The organism is Flavobacterium pedocola (genome assembly GCF_053764385.1).
The window spans coordinates 49,386-68,840 of record NZ_JBSNCR010000002.1 but is presented as its reverse complement, the minus strand read 5'-3'; the positions used below and the strand labels follow the sequence as shown (position 1 = coordinate 68,840).

At 40.8% G+C, this 19,455-nt stretch carries 20 protein-coding genes; 11 read left to right on the top strand and 9 right to left on the bottom strand.

Going from position 1 to position 19,455, the window contains the following annotated elements:
- Positions 1-6 precede the first annotated feature (6 nt).
- A complete protein-coding gene (locus ACWPKD_RS04405; RefSeq protein ID WP_455411472.1) occupies positions 7-729 on the top strand; it encodes a hypothetical protein in 723 nt (240 codons plus the stop codon).
- A 56-nt stretch (positions 730-785) separates the two neighbouring features.
- On the opposite strand, the gene ACWPKD_RS04400 is transcribed toward ACWPKD_RS04405, so the two are convergent.
- The 5 genes from ACWPKD_RS04400 to ACWPKD_RS04380 all read right to left on the bottom strand — a co-directional run bounded on the left by ACWPKD_RS04400 (position 786) and on the right by ACWPKD_RS04380 (position 6,658).
- Complete coding sequence (locus tag ACWPKD_RS04400; RefSeq protein ID WP_455411471.1) at positions 786-1,487, bottom strand: hypothetical protein; 702 nt, start codon at positions 1,485-1,487, stop codon at positions 786-788.
- An 89-nt stretch (positions 1,488-1,576) separates the two neighbouring features.
- Positions 1,577-3,406 (bottom strand): ABC transporter ATP-binding protein, encoded by a 1,830-nt coding sequence (locus ACWPKD_RS04395; protein WP_455411470.1) that lies wholly within the window; start codon positions 3,404-3,406, stop codon positions 1,577-1,579.
- Complete coding sequence (locus ACWPKD_RS04390) at positions 3,406-5,133, bottom strand: phospho-sugar mutase (RefSeq protein ID WP_455411469.1); 1,728 nt, start codon at positions 5,131-5,133, stop codon at positions 3,406-3,408. Before ACWPKD_RS04390 ends, ACWPKD_RS04395 begins: the two co-directional genes overlap by 1 nt.
- Before the next feature lie 30 nt (positions 5,134-5,163).
- Positions 5,164-6,120 (bottom strand): glycosyltransferase family 2 protein, encoded by a 957-nt coding sequence (locus ACWPKD_RS04385; protein ID WP_455411468.1) that lies wholly within the window; start codon positions 6,118-6,120, stop codon positions 5,164-5,166.
- A 4-nt stretch (positions 6,121-6,124) separates the two neighbouring features.
- The gene (locus tag ACWPKD_RS04380; RefSeq protein WP_455411467.1) at positions 6,125-6,658 is read right to left on the bottom strand and encodes a DUF4199 domain-containing protein; all 534 of its coding nucleotides are present in this window, start codon (positions 6,656-6,658) and stop codon (positions 6,125-6,127) included.
- A gap of 231 nt (positions 6,659-6,889) precedes the next feature.
- On the opposite strand from ACWPKD_RS04380, the gene ACWPKD_RS04375 reads away from it, so the two are divergent.
- The 5 genes from ACWPKD_RS04375 (at position 6,890) to mtaB (ending at position 11,746) form a co-directional block, all read left to right on the top strand.
- Positions 6,890-7,141, top strand: a complete 252-nt coding sequence (locus ACWPKD_RS04375) for a type B 50S ribosomal protein L31 (protein ID WP_455411466.1) — start codon at positions 6,890-6,892, stop codon at positions 7,139-7,141.
- A 127-nt stretch (positions 7,142-7,268) separates the two neighbouring features.
- Entirely contained in the window at positions 7,269-8,444 is a 1,176-nt protein-coding gene (locus ACWPKD_RS04370) for a GlmU family protein (RefSeq protein ID WP_455411465.1), read from the top strand.
- Between the two features lies 1 nt (position 8,445).
- Complete coding sequence (locus tag ACWPKD_RS04365; RefSeq protein ID WP_455411464.1) at positions 8,446-8,775, top strand: hypothetical protein; 330 nt, start codon at positions 8,446-8,448, stop codon at positions 8,773-8,775.
- 11 nt (positions 8,776-8,786) lie between these two features.
- Positions 8,787-10,184, top strand: a complete 1,398-nt coding sequence (aspA, locus tag ACWPKD_RS04360; RefSeq protein WP_455411463.1) for an aspartate ammonia-lyase — start codon at positions 8,787-8,789, stop codon at positions 10,182-10,184.
- A 233-nt stretch (positions 10,185-10,417) separates the two neighbouring features.
- Complete coding sequence (gene mtaB / locus ACWPKD_RS04355; protein WP_455411462.1) at positions 10,418-11,746, top strand: tRNA (N(6)-L-threonylcarbamoyladenosine(37)-C(2))-methylthiotransferase MtaB; 1,329 nt, start codon at positions 10,418-10,420, stop codon at positions 11,744-11,746.
- A gap of 134 nt (positions 11,747-11,880) precedes the next feature.
- On the opposite strand, the gene ACWPKD_RS04350 is transcribed toward mtaB, so the two are convergent.
- Both ACWPKD_RS04350 and ACWPKD_RS04345 read right to left on the bottom strand, forming a co-directional pair.
- Positions 11,881-12,222 carry a hypothetical protein gene (locus ACWPKD_RS04350; RefSeq protein ID WP_455411461.1) on the bottom strand — a complete coding sequence of 114 codons (342 nt, stop codon included), beginning with the start codon at positions 12,220-12,222 and terminating at the stop codon, positions 11,881-11,883.
- Positions 12,223-12,285: 63 nt separating this feature from the next.
- Complete coding sequence (locus ACWPKD_RS04345; protein ID WP_455411460.1) at positions 12,286-12,570, bottom strand: GNAT family N-acetyltransferase; 285 nt, start codon at positions 12,568-12,570, stop codon at positions 12,286-12,288.
- 201 nt (positions 12,571-12,771) lie between these two features.
- On the opposite strand from ACWPKD_RS04345, the gene ACWPKD_RS04340 reads away from it, so the two are divergent.
- From ACWPKD_RS04340 to ACWPKD_RS04330, 3 genes are read left to right on the top strand one after another with little or no spacing between them, the layout of a single operon-like run.
- Entirely contained in the window at positions 12,772-13,428 is a 657-nt protein-coding gene (locus ACWPKD_RS04340; RefSeq protein ID WP_455411459.1) for an alpha/beta hydrolase, read from the top strand.
- 16 nt (positions 13,429-13,444) lie between these two features.
- Positions 13,445-14,335: a lytic transglycosylase domain-containing protein gene (locus tag ACWPKD_RS04335; protein WP_455411458.1), complete on the top strand. Its 891-nt coding sequence runs from the start codon at positions 13,445-13,447 to the stop codon at positions 14,333-14,335.
- Between the two features lie 9 nt (positions 14,336-14,344).
- Positions 14,345-14,710 carry a sulfite exporter TauE/SafE family protein gene (locus tag ACWPKD_RS04330; RefSeq protein WP_455411457.1) on the top strand — a complete coding sequence of 122 codons (366 nt, stop codon included), beginning with the start codon at positions 14,345-14,347 and terminating at the stop codon, positions 14,708-14,710.
- Here the strand turns inward: ACWPKD_RS04330 and ACWPKD_RS04325 are convergent, their stop codons facing one another.
- Both ACWPKD_RS04325 and ACWPKD_RS04320 read right to left on the bottom strand, forming a co-directional pair.
- Positions 14,711-15,412 carry a TlpA family protein disulfide reductase gene (locus ACWPKD_RS04325; protein ID WP_455411456.1) on the bottom strand — a complete coding sequence of 234 codons (702 nt, stop codon included), beginning with the start codon at positions 15,410-15,412 and terminating at the stop codon, positions 14,711-14,713.
- 149 nt (positions 15,413-15,561) lie between these two features.
- Positions 15,562-16,077 (bottom strand): DUF2892 domain-containing protein, encoded by a 516-nt coding sequence (locus ACWPKD_RS04320; protein WP_455411455.1) that lies wholly within the window; start codon positions 16,075-16,077, stop codon positions 15,562-15,564.
- A gap of 249 nt (positions 16,078-16,326) precedes the next feature.
- Between ACWPKD_RS04320 and rpmH the strand changes: the two genes are divergently transcribed.
- Together rpmH and carB are read left to right on the top strand one after the other, a co-directional pair.
- Positions 16,327-16,488: a 50S ribosomal protein L34 gene (gene rpmH, locus ACWPKD_RS04315; RefSeq protein ID WP_008464848.1), complete on the top strand. Its 162-nt coding sequence runs from the start codon at positions 16,327-16,329 to the stop codon at positions 16,486-16,488.
- 101 nt (positions 16,489-16,589) lie between these two features.
- Complete coding sequence (carB, locus tag ACWPKD_RS04310) at positions 16,590-19,445, top strand: carbamoyl-phosphate synthase large subunit (protein WP_455411454.1); 2,856 nt, start codon at positions 16,590-16,592, stop codon at positions 19,443-19,445.
- Positions 19,446-19,455 lie beyond the last annotated feature (10 nt).

Here is a 19,455-nt window from a genome sequence, read left to right as displayed (position 1 = left end):
GCATATATGAAAAACTTCTCAAAATATGTACTGATTGCTGCTCTTGGGCTTATGGCAAGCTGTAAACAGGAAGCTGAAAAACCTAAGGTGATTTACGAAGATCAGAAAAACAATGCTGCCAATTCGGTTAAGAAGGATTCTTCACAGATCAAAATTGCGGATTTGCCGGTACATATGGAAGGTACCAAATACCTTATCCATGCTATTGGGGATGTGAGGGTTTCAGCAGAAAGAGGAAGTTACGGTTCGAGTAAAACGAATTCAGTAAGTTATGCCATTTCGAATTACAACCGTTTTGAACTTACAGGCTACTTCCAGAACCTGAAGTTTCAGCATATCGATTCCACAACGATTCGACCGTTAACGGATAAAATCGTGCAGATTCAAACAGCAACATATCTGAACACCTTGTCCGACAGAACCAAAAGACAGATTTTAGTTTATTCTTTAGTCGATTCCGATACCAATAAAGATAATAAGATAGATTCCAACGACATCAAATCGCTTTACATCAGTAATTTTAACGGGACTAATTTTGTGAAACTGTCTGCGGAATTACAGGAATTGATCGACTGGAGTTTAGTGGAAGTTCAAAACCGCCTATACTTCAGAACCATTGAAGATAACAACAAAAACGGGGCGTTCGACAAAAACGATAACGTGCATTATTACTTCGTAAACCTGTTGGGCAAAGAATGGAAGGCTGAAGAATACAAGCCGATTCAGTAATTAGTCGTTAGTGATTAGGTTGCTTCCTTAAAATAGGTGAATGGAAATTTTAATCTTTATATTAAAATATCACTTTCCAGATCCGATTTTTCGATGGTGAAATCAAAGCCCAGTTTGGAAACCACTTCAATCACCAGTTTTTTATACCAGTTTTCACTTTTGGGATGAATGTAGATGGTTTCAATCAGTTTGTTGATGTCCACATTTATTTTCAACCCGTCGTTGATGGTTAATTTTTGCGGCGTAACATCGGATATGACACGTATTTCATTCTCATACTGAAAACTTTTTCGCTTGAAAAGGAACGGGAAGAAGGCATCATCAAAAGGAATGTGTTCTTTTTTGTAATCGATGTAATTCACTTCACCGATGTACTGTTCAAAGTTGCGTTCCAAAGCCAAAGCTTCTTTTAGACGGCCAATCGTAGACTGAATCGCCAAACCTTCGTGGTTTTTGGTAAACACCTGCCACATCGCAAAACTTTCATATTCATTGGTGTGCCAACTGCTGATAACTACATTTTCACGATGGGATTTGTAGTAGTCTAAAAACTTCGGATTGTTTTCGGAGATCTTTCTGATTTCTTCAAAAGTCGGTTCGCTGAAGGTGCCTTCGTACTGGTCTTCAAACTTGTCGGAACGGGACATAAACATTTTTCCGGAAATCAGGATATCCAGAAATTTGGACAAATCCATGTACTTCCAAATAACAGTATCCGGATTCGCAGGGAGTTTGATATTTGGGTTGTTTATGTACATTTTATAGTGAGTGATTTAAAAATTTAAAAGTAGAAAAGAATAACGCTAAGTTATAAAGTTTCAAAATTTAAATTGTGCTAAATCATAAATTATTCAAAGGACTGCATCATTACCAGTTTGGAATACATGCCGTTTTCTGCCAACAGTTCTTCGTGTGTGCCGGTTTCAAGGATTTTTCCTTTTTGCATTACCACAATCATGTCTGCTTTTTGAATGGTGGAAAGACGGTGAGCAATAACAACCGAAGTACGGTTTTGCATCATGTTTTCCAACGCCTGTTGTACCAAACGTTCGCTTTCGGTGTCTAATGCGGAAGTTGCCTCGTCTAAAATCATGATTGGCGGGTTTTTTAAAACGGCACGCGCAATCGAAAGACGTTGTTTTTGACCGCCGGAGAGCTTGTTCCCGGAATCACCGATGTTGGTATCGATCCCGTTTGGCAGGTCTTTTACGAATTCATAAGCATTGGCAATTTTTAAAGCATGGATGATTTCATCATCGCTGGCATTTTCTCTTCCTAAAAGCAGGTTGTTTTTGATAGTGTCGTTGAAAAGGATACTGTCCTGCGTTACCAATCCCATCAAGTTTCGAAGCGAATGCATGTTCATGTCTTTGATGTCGATGCCGTCAACTTTAACGTGACCTTCCTGTACATCGTAAAAACGGGTCAGAAGGTTGGCGATGGTGCTTTTTCCGCTTCCGGACTGTCCTACCAAAGCAATCATTTTTCCTTTTGGAATTTCAAGGGACAAATTATCGATTACTTTTTCGTCTTCATAGCGGAAAGATACATTTTCCAAGGAAATCGAATGGTTGAAATCCGTTTTGATAATCGCATCTTCTTTGTTTACGATAGGATTTTGGGTTTCCATTAAATCAAAAACCCTTTCAGAAGCGGCTAAACCACTTTTTACCTGGTACGATGCTTTTGATATTGCTTTTGCCGGTGTTAAAATCGTATAAGCCAGTGCTATATAAGTTATGAAGGCTGTGCTGGACAAACTCTTTTCAATCAAAACCAAATGACCGCCATACCATAATAAAGTGGCGATCGTAAGTATTCCCAGGAATTCGCTCATGGGAGAGGCCAGGTTGTTTTTGTTGGAAATGTTGTTTGACAGTTTTAAAAGACGCTCCAGGGATTCATTGAAACGTTTTGTAAAAGTCTTTTCCGCATTGAAGCTTTTTACCACTTTTAATCCGGATAAAGTTTCGTCTAAGGTCGAGATGAACAAGCCGGATTCCTGTTGAACTTTAATGGATTTTGCTTTAAGGCTTTTTCCGATTCGGGAAATAATCAATCCGGAAACCGGAATAAATACAAAAACAAAAAGCGTAAGTTTTGAACTGATGACAAACATCGTGGCAATAGAGAAGATAATGGTCAAAGGCTCCCTTACGATCAATTCAAGGATCTGAAAAAAGGAATTCTGTACTTCACCAACATCTCCCAGCATTCGGGTCATCACATCACCTTTTCTTTTATCAGAATAGTGAGAAATCGGCAAATTGATGATCGTGTCGTATAATTTTCGGCGCAAATCTCTTAAAACGCCATTGCGCAATCTGGAAATGTGGCGTGAGGCCAGATAATTAAAGATGTTTTTCAGAAATGCAGTGACAATTACAATGCCAATTACCAAAAGCAGGGTGTTTTGAACCCCGTGTTCGTCTGATATTTTAGTAATGTTGTAATTGAATAAATCCTGCCCGTATTGCTTCAGATCTGATATTCCCGTGTAAACAGGTTTGATTTCCACTCTTTCGGTTTGCTTAAAAAGCACATTCAGCGTGGGCATTATCGAGATCATCATTAAAGTACTGAAAAACGCATAAAGAACATTGTAACCAATATTCAGTACCACATCTTTCTTGTACGCCAGGGCAAAAGGAATTATTTTCTTTAAATTTCTATCCATTAGTTCAGTTGCATTGCAGCAATTATGTTTTTGATTTTGTAATCCAGGAAACTGTCGGCTTCCGGGATGTCATCAGTATGTTCCACAGCGCAGTTCACGCTGAAATAAAATTTTATTTTCGGTTCGGTTCCGCTCGGGCGGGCGCAAATCTTACTGCCGTCTTCCAGATAGTAAATCAATACGTCGGATTTAGGAATCGAAATACCAAACTCTTCATCGTTCATCAGATCCCTTCCTTTGGAAGTCTGGTAATCTTCAATACACACCACGCGTTGGCCATTGATTTCTTTAAGCGGTTTTTCACGTAAATCCACCATCATCTGCTTGATTTCGCCGGCACCTTCAATACCTTTCTTGGTGATGGAAATCAGGTGTTCTTTGTAGAAACCGAAATCCACGTACATATCAAGCAAGGTTTTGTATAAGGAGCTTCCATTTTCTTTAGCTTGTGCCGCAATTTCGCAAACCAGCAGGGTAGAAGCAATCGCGTCTTTATCGCGTACGGCATCACCTACCATGAAACCAAAACTTTCTTCTCCGCCTCCTATGAATTTCTGATTTGGGAAATCCTTGATCATTTTAGCAATCCATTTGAAACCGGTTAAGCCTACTTTGCATTCCACCTCGAATCCGGAAGCCAGTTCCAGCATCATCGGTGTGGAGACAATTGTTGATCCAACAAATTCTGTTCCAGTCAGTTTCTGGTTCTTTTTCCATTGCTGAAGCAGAAAATGTGTCATGACAACCATTGTCTGGTTTCCGTTCAGTAAGATCATTTTACCTTCGGCATTGCGAACGGCCACTCCTAAACGGTCAGAATCCGGGTCGGTACCGATTACGATATCGGCATTGGTCGCCTCGGCTAATTCCAGAGCCATAGTCAGCGCTTCCGGTTCTTCCGGGTTGGGAGATTTTACGGTTGGGAAATTCCCGTCCGGTTGTGCCTGCTCTTTTACGATTTCAACATTGGTATAACCTGCTTTTGCCAAAACGTCAGGAACTACCTTAATGGAAGTTCCGTGTAACGAGGTGAAGACAATCTTTAAATTTTCTTTAGCAGAAGCGGCAGTGTTAAACGTCGCATTTTCAATAGCGGAATCGATAAAAGCTTCGTCAATTTTTGTGTCAATATATTCAATCAGCTCCGGATTGGATTCAAATTTTATTTCGCTGAAATCCAGAGCCTCAATTACTTGGATAACCTCGTGGTCCTGTGGTGGAACCAATTGGCCTCCGTCTTGCCAGTACACTTTGTAGCCGTTGTATTCCGGTGGATTGTGAGACGCAGTCAACACGATTCCGGCATGACAGCCTAAGTGCTTAACGGCAAAGGATAATTCCGGGGTCGGGCGCATATCGGAAAAAAGAAATACTTTGATACCGTTAGCGGAAAATACATCGGCAACCACTTTGGCCAACGTATCGCTGTTGTGACGGCAATCGTAAGCAATGGCAACTTTCAGTTGTTCGCCCGGGAATGATTTTTTCAGATAATCGGATAAGCCCTGCGTATTTCTTCCCAGTGTATATTTGTTGATGCGGTTAGTCCCAACGCCCATGATGCCACGCATTCCGCCTGTTCCGAATTCAAGGTTTTTGTAAAAACAGTCTTCCAGTTCTTTCGGGGCAGAAGTCATCATCTCGCGGATGGCTTCCTGAGTGTCGTTGTCAAATGTTGGGGTCAACCAGATATTTACCTTGTCTAAAATTGCTTTCTCAATATACATTTCTCTTCAATAATTAAGTTAACGCGAACCTTACAGGTTGATTTCTTTGGCAATCTTGTAACGTTCCTCATTGCTTTTGGTTCGTAAAATAATCTCGCCCAGAAAACCGGCAAGAAAGAGTTGTGTTCCGATGATCATTGTAGTCAGAGCAATGTAAAACCAAGGGTTGTTGGTTACTAAAATAGCAGCTTCGTGGCTGTAGATTTTATAAAGTTTCATAATTCCGATGTAGCCGGCCGATAAGAATCCGATCAGGAACATCACCACGCCTAGAGCGCCGAATAAGTGCATCGGGCGTTTGCCGAATTTCGACAAAAACCAAATGGTGATCAGATCCAGAAATCCGTTGATGAAGCGGCTCATCCCGAATTTGGAAGAACCGTATTTTCGCGCCTGGTGGATTACAACCTTTTCGCCAATATTCCCGAAACCGGCATTTTTAGCCAAAACCGGAATATAGCGGTGCATTTCCCCGGAAACTTCCACGTTTTTTACCACAATGTTTTTGTAGGCTTTCAGGCCGCAGTTGAAATCGTTCAGTTGTACCCCCGAGGTTTTACGGGCGGCCCAGTTGAATAATTTCGACGGCAGGTTTTTGGCCACCACCGAGTCGTAACGTTTCTTTTTCCATCCGGATACCAAATCGAAATTGTCTTTGGTAATCATGCTGAAAAGCTCCGGTATTTCGTCCGGACTGTCCTGTAAATCGGCATCCATGGTGATGATGACATCGCCCTGGGCTTTGGCAAAACCGGCATGTAACGCCTGGGATTTTCCGTAGTTTCTTAAAAAACGGATCCCTTTAACATTTGGGTCTTCAATGGAAAGTTTCTCTACGATTTTCCAGGAATCATCGGTACTGCCGTCGTCTATGAACATAACTTCATAGGAGTAATTGTGCTCACGCATGACTTTGACAATCCATGAATGCAGCTCGGGTAACGATTCCTGTTCGTTCAGTAAAGGAATTATGATGGATAAATTCATTAAATTATTCTAAGTTGTTCGAGGATTTATTTCTGAAGATTAAGGCTAATATCGATCCGAAAACAGCAGAAAATATAAAATTGAAAACCAGTCCTTTGGATAAATTGCCGATAGAATAGTTGTCGTTTCCTTGCATTGCAGCGGCCTGTTTGGCAATCTGTTCAGTAGGAGCTCCGAATTTTTTCATCATATTTACCGTAGTTTCCAAAGCAATTTCGTTTAGCGTGTCTTTTGCTTCCAGATCAACAAAGTTGAATAAAACAATATTGAAAGCTACAGACATGGTAGCGCCAATCACAGCGGCGATAAAGTATACGGTGAACGCATCTTTAAAAGTAATCAAGCCGTCAAGCTGCTTTTTTGTTTTTGAAACAAGAACCACTCCGATTACAATAAATGTAGCGATAATGGCGAATCCTAACCACATGTTGACAAATAATTTTAAATCAACTGCATAGATGACTGCGGTGATCAGAATTGAAATGATTCCCATGGCAATTCCGTAGTTTATTCCGTTTTGTTTTACAATTGGATTCATAGTTTCCTGGTTTTTGGTTTAAATAATTTACAAATATAACAATTCTCAAGTATCAGCGGTTAGTTGTCAGTCTTTAAAAAAAGTTACACAATTATTTGAAATTAAAAATATAGTTGTAAATTTGCAGCCTGAAATAAAAAGTTTATAAACAAAAAAGTTACGGTTCGTTTATACCTTTTAGGAAATAAAAGCATCAGGACGACTGTAACCATTAATAAAAAAGATTTTACCATGAAAAAAGGAATTCACCCGGAAAATTACAGATTAGTAGCTTTCAAAGATATGTCTAACGAAGATGTATTCATTACTAAATCTACAGTAGAAACTAAAGAAACCATCACTGTTGACGGTGTAGAGTACCCAGTATTCAAAATGGAGATCTCAAGAACATCTCACCCATTCTATACAGGTAAATCTAAACTTATCGATACTGCAGGACGTATTGATAAATTCAAAAACAAATACGCGAAATTCAGCAAATAATAGCTGTTTTTACACGATACAGAAGCCTTCCAAGTTTGGGAGGCTTTTTTATTTTTATCTGAGGGAAAACTTTGTAACTTTGGATTTCCGGTTAACCAAATAACCGATTCAACAAATAAACAAGAAGATGAACTACATACTTTTTGACGGAACCGTTCGTAATGCACTCCTTCCGTTCACCTTTACACGACCTGTGGCCGACATCCGTGTTGGAATTCTGACCATCCGTGAGAAATGGGAAAAATATCTGGGATATACCACCACTACGTTAACCGAGGAATACCTGATGGAAAAATTCCCGATGGTGGAAATGGAAGAAAACATCATGATCAACGCTTCTTTTTTGCCTAATGAAATTCTTTCGGAAATGGTACGTTCCCTTGAAGCGAATCAGGCTATTTTCTTCAATGATGAAGTAATTGCGTTTTACAGCAGGGAAAATCAGGAAGAGGTGAATTTTGATGAATACGAAATCATTGAATACACCCAGGACTGTATACAGATTCAGCATACCTGGGATATCTTCTCTAAAAACGATATCGCCTTGCGTGAAGATTTCGAACTCATCACCGAAGGCCGTTTTTCGCAACCGATTCCTAAAAGCGTAAATGTAATCGCTCCGGAAAATATCTTTATCGAAGAAGGAGCCAAGCTGGAATTCGTGACCTTAAATGCTTCAACCGGGCCTATTTATATCGGGAAAAATTCCGAGATCATGGAGGGTTCCGTAATCCGCGGGCCATTTGCTTTGTGTGAAGAAGCACAGGTGAAATTGGCAACCAAAGTCTATGGTGCCACAACCGTTGGGCCACACTCGAGAATTGGAGGGGAAGTGAATAACTCGGTTTTGTTCGGATATTCCAATAAAGGACATGACGGTTTCTTAGGGAATTCCGTTTTAGGGGAATGGTGTAATATTGGGGCAGACAGCAACAACTCAAATCTTAAAAACAACTACGAAGAAGTAAAACTCTGGAGTTATGAAACCGAAGGATTTGCCAAAACCGGACTGCAGTTCTGTGGCTTGATGATGGGCGATCACAGCAAATGCGGTATCAATACCATGTTTAATACCGGAACGGTAGTGGGCGTGAGTACCAATATATTCGGAAGTGGTTTTCCACGCAATTTCGTGCCTAGTTTTTCCTGGGGCGGGGCTTCCGGTTTTACGACCTATTTAACCAAAAAGGCCTTTGAGACGGCAAAGATCGTAATGTCACGCCGCCATCTTGAATTCACGGAACAGGATGCTAAAATTCTGGAACACGTTTTCGAGGAAACCAAAAAATTCAGAAAAGAATAATATGATAGGGATATTACTGATATTCAGCGTAGGGAAATATTTTTATCAACTGGCTGATAATTACAATAAGAATAAATGGGTATATGCCATTTTAGGAGTAATAAGTTATTATGCCGGACAACTTATCGGAGGGGTTATCCTGGGGGTGTGTTCGATGGCATTTGATATTGAAGTCGACTGGGATGATAATGTGTTAATGACTGTGATAGGATTGCCTATTGGAATTGCCACATGTTGGCTGTTTTATTATTTGCTTAAGAAAAAATGGTCCAAAGCGGTAGTTGAGCAGGACTCCATTGACGATATCGGCAGAAGCCAGGAAGAAATTTAAATACCAAGCACATGTACAGAATAGAGAACGATCTGCTGGGCGATTTGCAGGTTCCGGCGCAGGCCTATTACGGGATACAAACGCAAAGAGCTATTGATAATTTTAAGATTTCAGGGGTGAAGCTGCATCAGTTTCCTGAATTCATCAAAGGATTGGCCTATGTAAAATGGGCTGCAGCCGAAAGCAATTTTCAATTGGGATTGTTAGACGAAAATCTGAAGAACGCTATCGTTGACGCGGCCAAGGAAGTGCTTACCGGTAAATTCGATCTGGAGTTCCCGGTAGACATGATTCAGGGTGGTGCAGGTACGTCCACCAATATGAACATCAACGAAGTAATTGCCAATCGCGCTCTGGAACTTATGGGGCATCAGAAAGGGGAGTACCAGTTTTGTTCGCCTAATGATCATGTGAACCTTTCGCAATCCACCAACGACGCTTATCCAACAGCAATTCGTATTGCGTCGGTTAACTCTAATATTCAGCTGATCGAGCATCTTAAAGACTTAATCGCTTCGTTCCGGAAAAAAGGAGAGGAGTTCAAACACGTACTGAAGATGGGAAGAACCCAATTGCAGGATGCTGTTCCGATGACTTTAGGAATGGAGTTTGAAGCCTTTGCAGCAACACTGGACGAAGAAGTGGATAGGTTAACCCACAACTGCAACCTGATGCTGGAAACCAATATGGGGGCTACTGCCATCGGAACGGGAATCAATGCAGCACCGGGATATGCAAAACTTTGCGCCGAAAACCTGGCAACTGTAACGGGACTGGCCATTTTTACAGCACCCAACTTAATTGAAGCAACGCCGGACACCGGAGCCTACGTGATTTACTCTTCGGCACTTAAAAGGATGGCGATTAAAATATCCAAAATCTGTAACGATTTGCGATTGTTGTCTTCCGGACCGCGTTGTGGTTTGAATGAAATCAATTTACCACCGATGCAACCGGGCTCTTCCATTATGCCGGGTAAAGTGAATCCGGTAATTCCGGAGGTGATGAATCAGGTGTGTTACCGTGTAATCGGTAATGATCTGACGGTTACCATGGCGGCTGAGGCAGGACAGTTGCAGCTTAATGTAATGGAACCGGTTTTAACGTATGCCATCATGGAATCCATGCAATTGCTGTCTAATGCGATGGATACGTTACGTGAAAAATGTATCGACGGGATTACAGCCAATGTGGAGCATTGTCGCGAAATGGTGTTGCACAGTATCGGTATAGTAACGGCTTTGAATCCGTATATCGGTTATAAAAACAGTACCAAGATTGCCAAAGAAGCATTGGAAACCGGCAAAAGTGTTTACAATCTGGTATTGGAACACAATATTCTAACGAAAGAACAACTGGACGACATCCTGAATCCGGAAAATATGCTGGCACCTAAGAATTTAAAATAACGATAAATAATCCCGACAGTAGTTGGGATTTTTTTTGCACAGTGTTGTATTAGGTCTGTATAGATTTTAGGAGCCGGTTTCAAGAGTTTGATTTTCAGTGTTTAGGGTTTTGGGTGGATGTGTTTCTGCAAAGAATTGATATTTAGCTTTTTAATAATTTTTTCAAACCGATTTTTGTGTGTAGCTTTGCAGCCTCAATTTTTTGACAACGATTTCATCAATTGAGCTACAGTATGGAAAACAAGAAAAAAGTAGCCTTTTATACTTTAGGCTGTAAACTGAACTTCTCAGAAACATCAACCATTGTACGCAGCTTTCAGGACGAAGGATTTGACCGGGTGGATTTTGAAGAAGTTGCCGATATCTACGTGATCAACACCTGTTCGGTAACTGAAAACGCCGACAAACAATTCAAACAGATCGTAAAAAAAGCCATGAAGCTCAACGACAAAGCGTTCGTTGCGGCCGTGGGCTGTTATGCGCAGCTAAAACCGGAAGAACTGGCTGATGTGGATGGCGTGGATTTGGTTTTAGGGGCGACCGAAAAATTTAAAATCACGGATTACATCAACGACTTGTCTAAAAACGATATGGGCGAAGTTCATTCCTGTGAAATCGAAGAAGCTGATTTTTACGTGGGAAGTTATTCCATCGGCGACAGAACCCGTGCGTTTTTAAAAGTACAGGACGGTTGCGATTATAAATGTACCTATTGCACCATTCCTTTAGCGCGTGGGATTTCCCGTAGCGATACGATGGAAAACGTAATGAAGAATGCCAAAGAGATTTCACAGCAGGGCATCAAAGAAATCGTATTGACCGGTGTGAACATCGGGGATTACGGTAAAGGGGAATTCGGGAACAAAAAACACGAACATACTTTTTTTGAACTGGTTCAGGCCTTGGATAATGTGGAAGGCATCGAGCGTTTGCGCATTTCGTCCATCGAGCCGAATCTGTTGAAAAACGAAACCATAGAGTTTGTATCACAGAGCCGCACTTTTGTACCGCATTTTCATATTCCGTTGCAATCCGGAAGCAATGATATTCTTAAAAAGATGAAACGTCGTTACCTGCGTGAATTGTATTCCGAAAGGGTAGCGAAAATCCGTGAGCTAATGCCGGATGCGTGTATCGGGGTGGATGTGATTGTCGGATTTCCGGGTGAAACCGATGAACATTTCCTGGAAACCTATAACTTCCTGAATGAACTGGAAATCTCTTATCTGCATGTGTTTACCTATTCCGAACGGGATAATACCGAAGCTGCTGAAATGGAAGGCGTTGTGCCGGGTAATGTCCGTGCGAAACGAAGCAAAATGTTACGCGGATTGTCCGTAAAAAAACGCCGTGCTTTCTATGAGAGTCAAATCGGAACCAGCCGAACCGTATTGTTTGAAGGGGAAAACAAAGAAGGGTATATCCACGGATTCACCGAAAATTACGTAAAAGTAAAAACCCCTTGGAATCCGGAATTGGTTAATACCTTACACGCGATCAACCTGACAAGAATTGATGAAGATGGCAGTGTGCGTATGGAGTTTTTGAATGTTGAGGCGTAAGTAGTTGGTGTAGGATCAAGAGACAAGAATCAAGAGACAAGAATCAAGAGACAAGAATCAAGAGACAAGAGTCAAGAAGCAGGTAAATAGGCAGCATTAGATTGTCTTTTTTCTACTTCTTAGCTCTTTTTTCTTTAATACCTGTAATGAAACCTCAATTTCGTGATCCGGTAAACGTTTTCGCCCAAGCGTTCCACAAACTCGAATTTGTTGCGTCCGGGCTGGGTAAAGGAAACGATGGACTGGGCGGAAATTTCATAATACATGCCGTTGCCTTCCAGCATGAAACGATCACCGGTATTGCGGTAAGCCGATCGGATTAATTCAAATTCAAAAAGATTCCAGGTAGCGTAATCTGCGGAAAAGTCACCCGAAGAAGTGCAGATGCCTTCTGTTATGTCTGTTTTGCTGCCGTAATATTTGTCGATTTCTTCAAAAAAGTGAATGATATCGGTATAGAATTCCTCTGAGCTCATGCCCTAAATGTACAGCTTTTTCAGAAATAAAAAAGCCGCTTTCTTTTGAAGCGACTTAATTTTTTAGATTTTTATGCCCGGAGGAAGTAATTCTTTGTAAGTAGGGTTTTTTTTGAAGAAGGCCGCCACTTTAGGATGGATGGGTACGACTCTCCATTTTTTTTCTTCGGCAATTTCCAGGATCTGTTTCAGAAAATCAGATAAGGATTCCGAATTGTCAAGCTGCTCGGGAATATTTACTTTGGTCAGGAAAATCTTTTTCTCCTGAAAGGAATATTCAATCGTGAGCAAGTGACCGTCTACTGTCGTTTCAAATTGTCTTGAAAATTCATTGTTCTTAATAGTCATTGCGGTGTGTTTAGTTGTGCGGAAAATATTCTGCAAAGTTACTCATTTGACAATCAATATCAAAGCGGTGATTTGTTGTGGAAAACTGCCGAAAATTGATTTTTGCCCTAAAATTAAGACTCCGGAATTCGGTATAAACCGCTAAAAGTGCTATTTTTATGAAAATTTCAATTGTAATCCAAGCCGTGTTTAGTTTCAGTCATGAGTAAAATTCCAGTTTATTTTATGCCGGGTCTGGCAGCGAGTCCAAAAATTTTCGAAAAAATCCATTTGCCGGAAGAGCAGTTCGAAACGCATCTGCTGGAATGGTTTTTGCCGGAAAGAAAAGAATCGCTCGAGCATTATGCCAAAAGGATGTCGGAGGAAATAAAGGATGAAAATGCGGTTTTGATTGGGGTTTCCTTTGGTGGGATATTGGTTCAGGAAATGGCTAAAATCATCCCGGTGCGAAAAACGATTATCATTTCGAGCGTGAAATGTCAGGGGGAATTCCCAATACGGCTTAAAGTGGCCCGAAATACAAGAGCTTACAAGCTTATTCCGATGGGTATTTTTTCCAACATCGAATTTCTGCTGAAATATGGAATGGGGGAAAAGGTGAAAGAGCGATTGGAGCTGTATAAAATGTATCTTTCGGTTAATGATAAAATTTATCTGAAATGGGCGATTGAAAATGTGTTGAACTGGAAGCGGAAAAAACCGGACCAAAACGTAATTCACATCCATGGGGATAGTGACGATGTTTTTCCGATTAAGAATATTAAAGATTGTAAGGTGGTGAAAGGCGGAACCCATGCCATGATTCTGTTCAAACCGAAATGGATGAACGAAAACCTGCCGAGAATAATAGCCGAATAATTTAAAAAGAGAAAGTATGAAAGTGATTAGAAAAACCTTAGTGATTGCCTCGGTTGTCGTAGTAAGCGGATTGTTTATTTATGCGACGTCCAGTTTGCGAACCGTGCATTCGTATGTGCACACGACCTTGCCTGCGGATATGAATTTCTGCGGGGAAAAAGTGCCGATGCAACTAGCGGATGTGAGCGAACGTCTGGACAGGGAGTTGACCGTGAATATTAACCTTCATGCTACTACGGAGTTGGTGATCAAAAGAGCCAATCGTGCTTTTCCGGTAATCGAACCGATACTTAAAAAATACGGAGTGCCTGACGATTTCAAATATTTGGCCGTTATTGAAAGCGGACTGATCAATGCCACTTCGCCTTCCGGGGCTAAAGGGGTTTGGCAATTCATGCCGGCAACAGCCAAAGAAATTGGGATGGAAGTAAGCGAAACCGTGGACGAGCGTTATGATCTTGAAAAATCCACAGAATTTGCCTGTAAATACCTTTTGAAAGCCAAAGAAAAATCTGGAAGCTGGACATTGGCAGCGGCATCCTACAACGGCGGTTTAAACGGTATTCTTCGCATGATGGAAGAGCAGAAAGTGAATGATTATTACGATATGTTGCTAACGGATGAAACCTATCGTTATGTGTTCCGAATCCTTGCTTTAAAAGAAATCATGCAGAATCAGGAGAAATATGGCTATCAAATGCCGCCAACAGTATTGTATCCATTACTTCCGACTAAAAAAGTAGAAGTGAACGCGAATATCGATAATCTGGCGCAGTTCGCAATAGATCAGGGGGTTAATTACAAAATCCTGAAAATTCACAACCCATGGCTACGTGATAAAAAGCTGGTAGTGCTGCCGAATAAAGTTTATACCATTCAAATCCCGTTGGAGGGGTATGTAAAATAAATGAGAGCTATGACGTTAACAACATTGCTTATGCTGATGCTTATCGGGCTTTTAGCCGGTACGCTCAGTGGGTTGGTCGGTGTAGGAGGAGGAATTGTAATGGTTCCGCTTCTTTTGTTGTTGGGTTTTTCACAACATCAGGCACAGGGAACGAGTCTTGCGGTTTTAGTGGTGCCTGTTACAGCGGTGGCGGTCTATAATTATTACAAAGAAGGTTATATCGATTGGCGATTTGCGGCGGTAATAGCGTTGTTTTTTGTAGTGGGCGGTTACTTCGGAAGTAAGCTGGCCATCAGTATCGATCAGAAAATGCTGAAGAAGATTTTTGGGGTGATCCTGTTGTTGATTGCCGGAAAAATGATTTTAGGGAAATAGTCAGTGATTCACCCATCGGCTTCGGCTGTATCTTTCATTGAAAATGAGGTAGCTGAGTCCTTTTTCAAACCAGTTGTAATTCAATTTAAAGGAATCAGCATAACTTGTTTTTGGACCCGGATTGATGCCGCCTCTGCGAACATCAATCAGGTACATCTGTTCGTCTATGGAAAAAGTAGTGGGAATTCCTAAGGTGTGCTTTAAGGTGGAGACCATGTAACTGTCCCGGTTATACGTTTCATGGGCGTAACACACTTCAATACGCCAGCTGAATTTCTGGGCCAATTTTTTCATATCGTGTCTTCGGTCCCAAAAGACTACTACTATCTGAACGTCTTTTTCGTATTTCTTAGCAAGTTTGTTTAAAGCGGGAATTTCCCCTTTGGACGGCACGCACCAGGAGGAATAGGTGAGCAGGTAAATCGGTTTTTGAATGGTGTTCAGGTGCAGTCGTTTCTGATGGACCCGTTTAAAGCTGAAATTATCGAATTTTGTTCCGATGAGGTGATTCTGTACCAACGAATCGAATAAGTTTTTCCCCAATACTATGTTTCCTCTTTCAAAAGCAGCATTGGAATTTTTGATGTAAGGTTTGATGTTTTTATGAATGTTGTAGGAGAACAATTCATGGGCGCTATCTTGTGCGAAAACCGCAGAAGATAGAAGAAAAAGAAGGATAAACAAGTGGTAAAGTTGTTTCATTTTCTTCGTTTTTGGATACTCAAAATTACGTATTAAAACGCGGAAGGGTTTTCTTTGTCGGTGAGTGGTGAATTTAACCGATATATTGCGTTAAAATAAAAAAAACGCCTGTAAAAGACGTTTTTAAATTATTGATAATCAGGAAGATGTTAGATTTTTTTCATTTGCTCTTTCATCATTTTGATCTGGTCTTTCAGCATATTCTGCTTGTCCAGTTTTTTAGCTTCGTTCAATAAATTGGTAGCCTCCACTTTTCTTCTTTTGGTCATGGCGATTCCAGCTAACTGTAATTTTGCCAAGGCTAAATCCTGATCCATGCTCAAGCCTAATTCGATGGCTTTTTTGAAGTATTTCTCCGCAGCCGATAAATTGGTTTGTGATACCATAATACCGTGCAAATAGTTGAAGTAACCCTGTTGTTTTCTTACCAAAGCCGTTTCCGGGTTTTTAATGTGGGAAAGCCATTTTTGTGCGCCTTCCATATTTTGTTTTCGTATCTGAAGAAAAGCCAATAGGATGAATTCGTTCTTAAAATAAAGAAAAATGAAAACAGAGGAAAGTAATATTAAAAAGATTCCGTTTCCGATACTGTTATCTACTATTTGCCAGATTCCTAAAGCAATAAGAAGCCCGGCAAGTATTAATTTGATATTTCTGTGAAACATAATGTGTTTAGTTTTGGATTGCAAATGTAGTAAATAGAAACGAGTCGCCAAATTAGTTTTCGCAAACAATAAATGCATAAAAAGTGTATCTTTGCAAAGCATTTCCGGACAGGATTTACAAAAAGTAAAATATTTTTAAAAAAGGACTTGCTAGAAATAAAAGTCTTTGTATATTTGCACTCGGTTTTGAAGCGACAGAATCTTTCAAAGCTGGGACCAATTTAAAATCACGATTTAAAGATAAAAGCAATGAGTAAGAGAACGTTTCAACCATCGAAAAGAAAAAGAAGAAACAAACACGGTTTCATGGATAGAATGGCTTCTGCTAACGGAAGAAAAGTATTAGCACGCAGAAGAGCTAAAGGAAGACATAAGTTAACGGTTTCATCTGAACCTAGACACAAAAAATAATGGTTTTTTAAATCATAAATAGAGCGTTACTTTTTATCGGTAACGCTTTTTTTGTACCTTTTTGATAAATTTTTACGCAACACATACAACAACACAACAAAATGCCTAAAGACACTTCAATAAAATCGGTTTTAATTATTGGTTCAGGACCTATCGTTATCGGACAAGCGTGTGAATTTGATTATTCAGGTTCGCAATCGGCACGTTCTTTACGCGAGGAAGGAATCGAAGTAATCCTTATCAACTCGAACCCGGCTACCATCATGACGGATCCATCCATGGCCGATCATATTTACTTAAAACCGCTTACCACAAAATCCATTATTGAAATCCTTAAAGCGCACCCACAAATCGATGCTGTATTACCAACAATGGGAGGTCAGACGGCTTTGAACTTATGTTTGGAAGCTGATGAAAAAGGGATTTGGCAGGATTTCGGAGTACGATTGATCGGAGTAGATGTTAACGCGATCAATGTAACGGAAGACCGCGAGCAGTTCAAACAATTATTAGAGAAAATTGACATTCCGGTAGCGCCGGCAAAAACAGCCAATTCGTTCTTAAAAGGAAAAGAAATTGCTCAGGAATTTGGGTTTCCGTTGGTAATCCGTCCTTCGTTTACCTTGGGAGGAACTGGAGCTGCTTTTGTACACAAGAAAGAAGATTTTGACGATTTGTTAACCCGTGGTTTAGAAGCTTCTCCAATTCACGAAGTATTGATTGACAAAGCGCTTTTAGGCTGGAAAGAATACGAATTAGAATTATTAAGAGATAAAAACGATAACGTAGTAATCATCTGTACTATCGAAAATATGGACCCGATGGGAATCCATACCGGAGACAGTATCACGGTGGCGCCGGCCATGACGCTTTCGGACAGAACGTTCCAGAGAATGCGTGACATGGCGATTTTGATGATGCGCAGTATCGGAAACTTCGCTGGAGGATGTAACGTGCAGTTTGCGGTTTCTCCGGATGAAAAAGAAGACATCGTTGCCATTGAGATCAACCCGCGTGTATCGCGTTCATCCGCATTAGCATCAAAAGCAACAGGATATCCGATTGCAAAAATTGCTACAAAATTAGCGTTAGGGTATTCGCTTGACGAATTGCAAAACCAGATTACCAAATCGACTTCGGCTTTATTCGAACCGACTCTGGATTATGTAATCGTGAAAATCCCGCGTTGGAACTTCGATAAATTTGAAGGCGCTGACAGAACTCTTGGACTTCAAATGAAATCCGTAGGAGAGGTAATGGGAATCGGGCGTTCGTTTCAGGAGGCTTTACACAAAGCAACCCAGTCGTTGGAAATCAAACGTAACGGTTTAGGTGCCGACGGGAAAGGATACAAAAACTACGACCAGATTATTGAAAAATTAACGTATGCGAGCTGGGACCGCGTTTTCGTAATTTACGATGCGATTGCGATGGGAATTCCATTGTCAAGAATCCACGAAATCACGAAGATTGACATGTGGTTCTTAAAGCAATACGAAGAATTATACGCTTTAGAGAGAGAAATCTCCAACTATAAAATAGATACACTTCCGAAAGATTTGCTTTTAGAAGCGAAACAAAAAGGATACGGTGACCGTCAGATCGCGCACATGTTGGGTTGTCTGGAAAGTCAGGTGTACAAGTTGCGTGAGGACATGGGTGTGAAACGTGTTTACAAATTGGTAGATACGTGTGCGGCTGAGTTTAAAGCGCAAACGCCTTACTATTACTCGACTTTCGAAGCAGAAATTCAAAGACCGGACGGATCGCGTTATGTAGACAACGAAAGTGTTGTAACCGACAAGAAAAAAGTAGTGGTGTTAGGTTCGGGACCAAACCGAATCGGGCAAGGTATCGAGTTTGACTATTCTTGTGTTCACGGGGTTTTAGCGGCTGCGGAATGCGGTTACGAAACCATCATGATCAACTGCAACCCGGAAACGGTTTCCACAGATTTTGACACGGCAGACAAATTGTATTTCGAGCCCGTGTTCTGGGAGCACATTTATGACATCATCCAACACGAGAAACCGGAAGGTGTAATCGTTCAGTTAGGTGGTCAGACAGCGCTTAAATTAGCAGAGAAATTAAACAAATACGGAATCAAGATTTTAGGAACCAGCTTCGATGCTTTGGATTTAGCCGAAGACCGAGGCCGTTTCTCAGACTTGCTAACCGATTTACACATTCCGTTCCCGAAATTCGGTATCGCTGAAAGTGCTGAAGAAGCTTCAAAACTAGCCGATTCGTTAGATTTCCCGTTATTGGTTCGTCCATCATATGTGTTGGGAGGACAGGGAATGAAAATCGTAATTAATAAACAGGAGTTGGAAGAACATGTAATTGATTTGTTAAAATCGATTCCCGGAAATAAATTGTTGTTAGACCATTATTTAGATGGTGCTATCGAAGCGGAAGCTGATGCAATCTGTGATGCTGACGGTAATGTATATATTATTGGAATCATGGAGCATATTGAGCCATGCGGGGTGCACTCCGGGGATAGTAATGCAACTTTACCGCCTTTCAATATCGGGGAATTTGTGATGCAGCAGATTAAAGACCATACATATAAAATTGCCAGAGCCTTGAAAACGGTTGGTTTGATCAACATTCAGTTCGCTATTAAAGACGATATCGTTTATATCATTGAGGCGAATCCAAGAGCTTCCCGTACGGTGCCGTTTATTGCGAAAGCATACGGAGAGCCTTATGTGAACTATGCGACAAAAGTGATGTTAGGGCATAATAAGGTTACGGATTTTACATTCAATCCTCAATTGAAAGGATTTGCCATCAAACAACCGGTATTCTCCTTCAGCAAGTTCAAAAACGTGAACAAAGCGTTAGGGCCGGAGATGAAATCTACAGGAGAAAGTATATTGTTTATTGAAGATTTGAAAGACGATCAGTTCTACGAGTTGTACTCAAGACGAAAAATGTACTTAAGTAAATAAGTCAAATTTA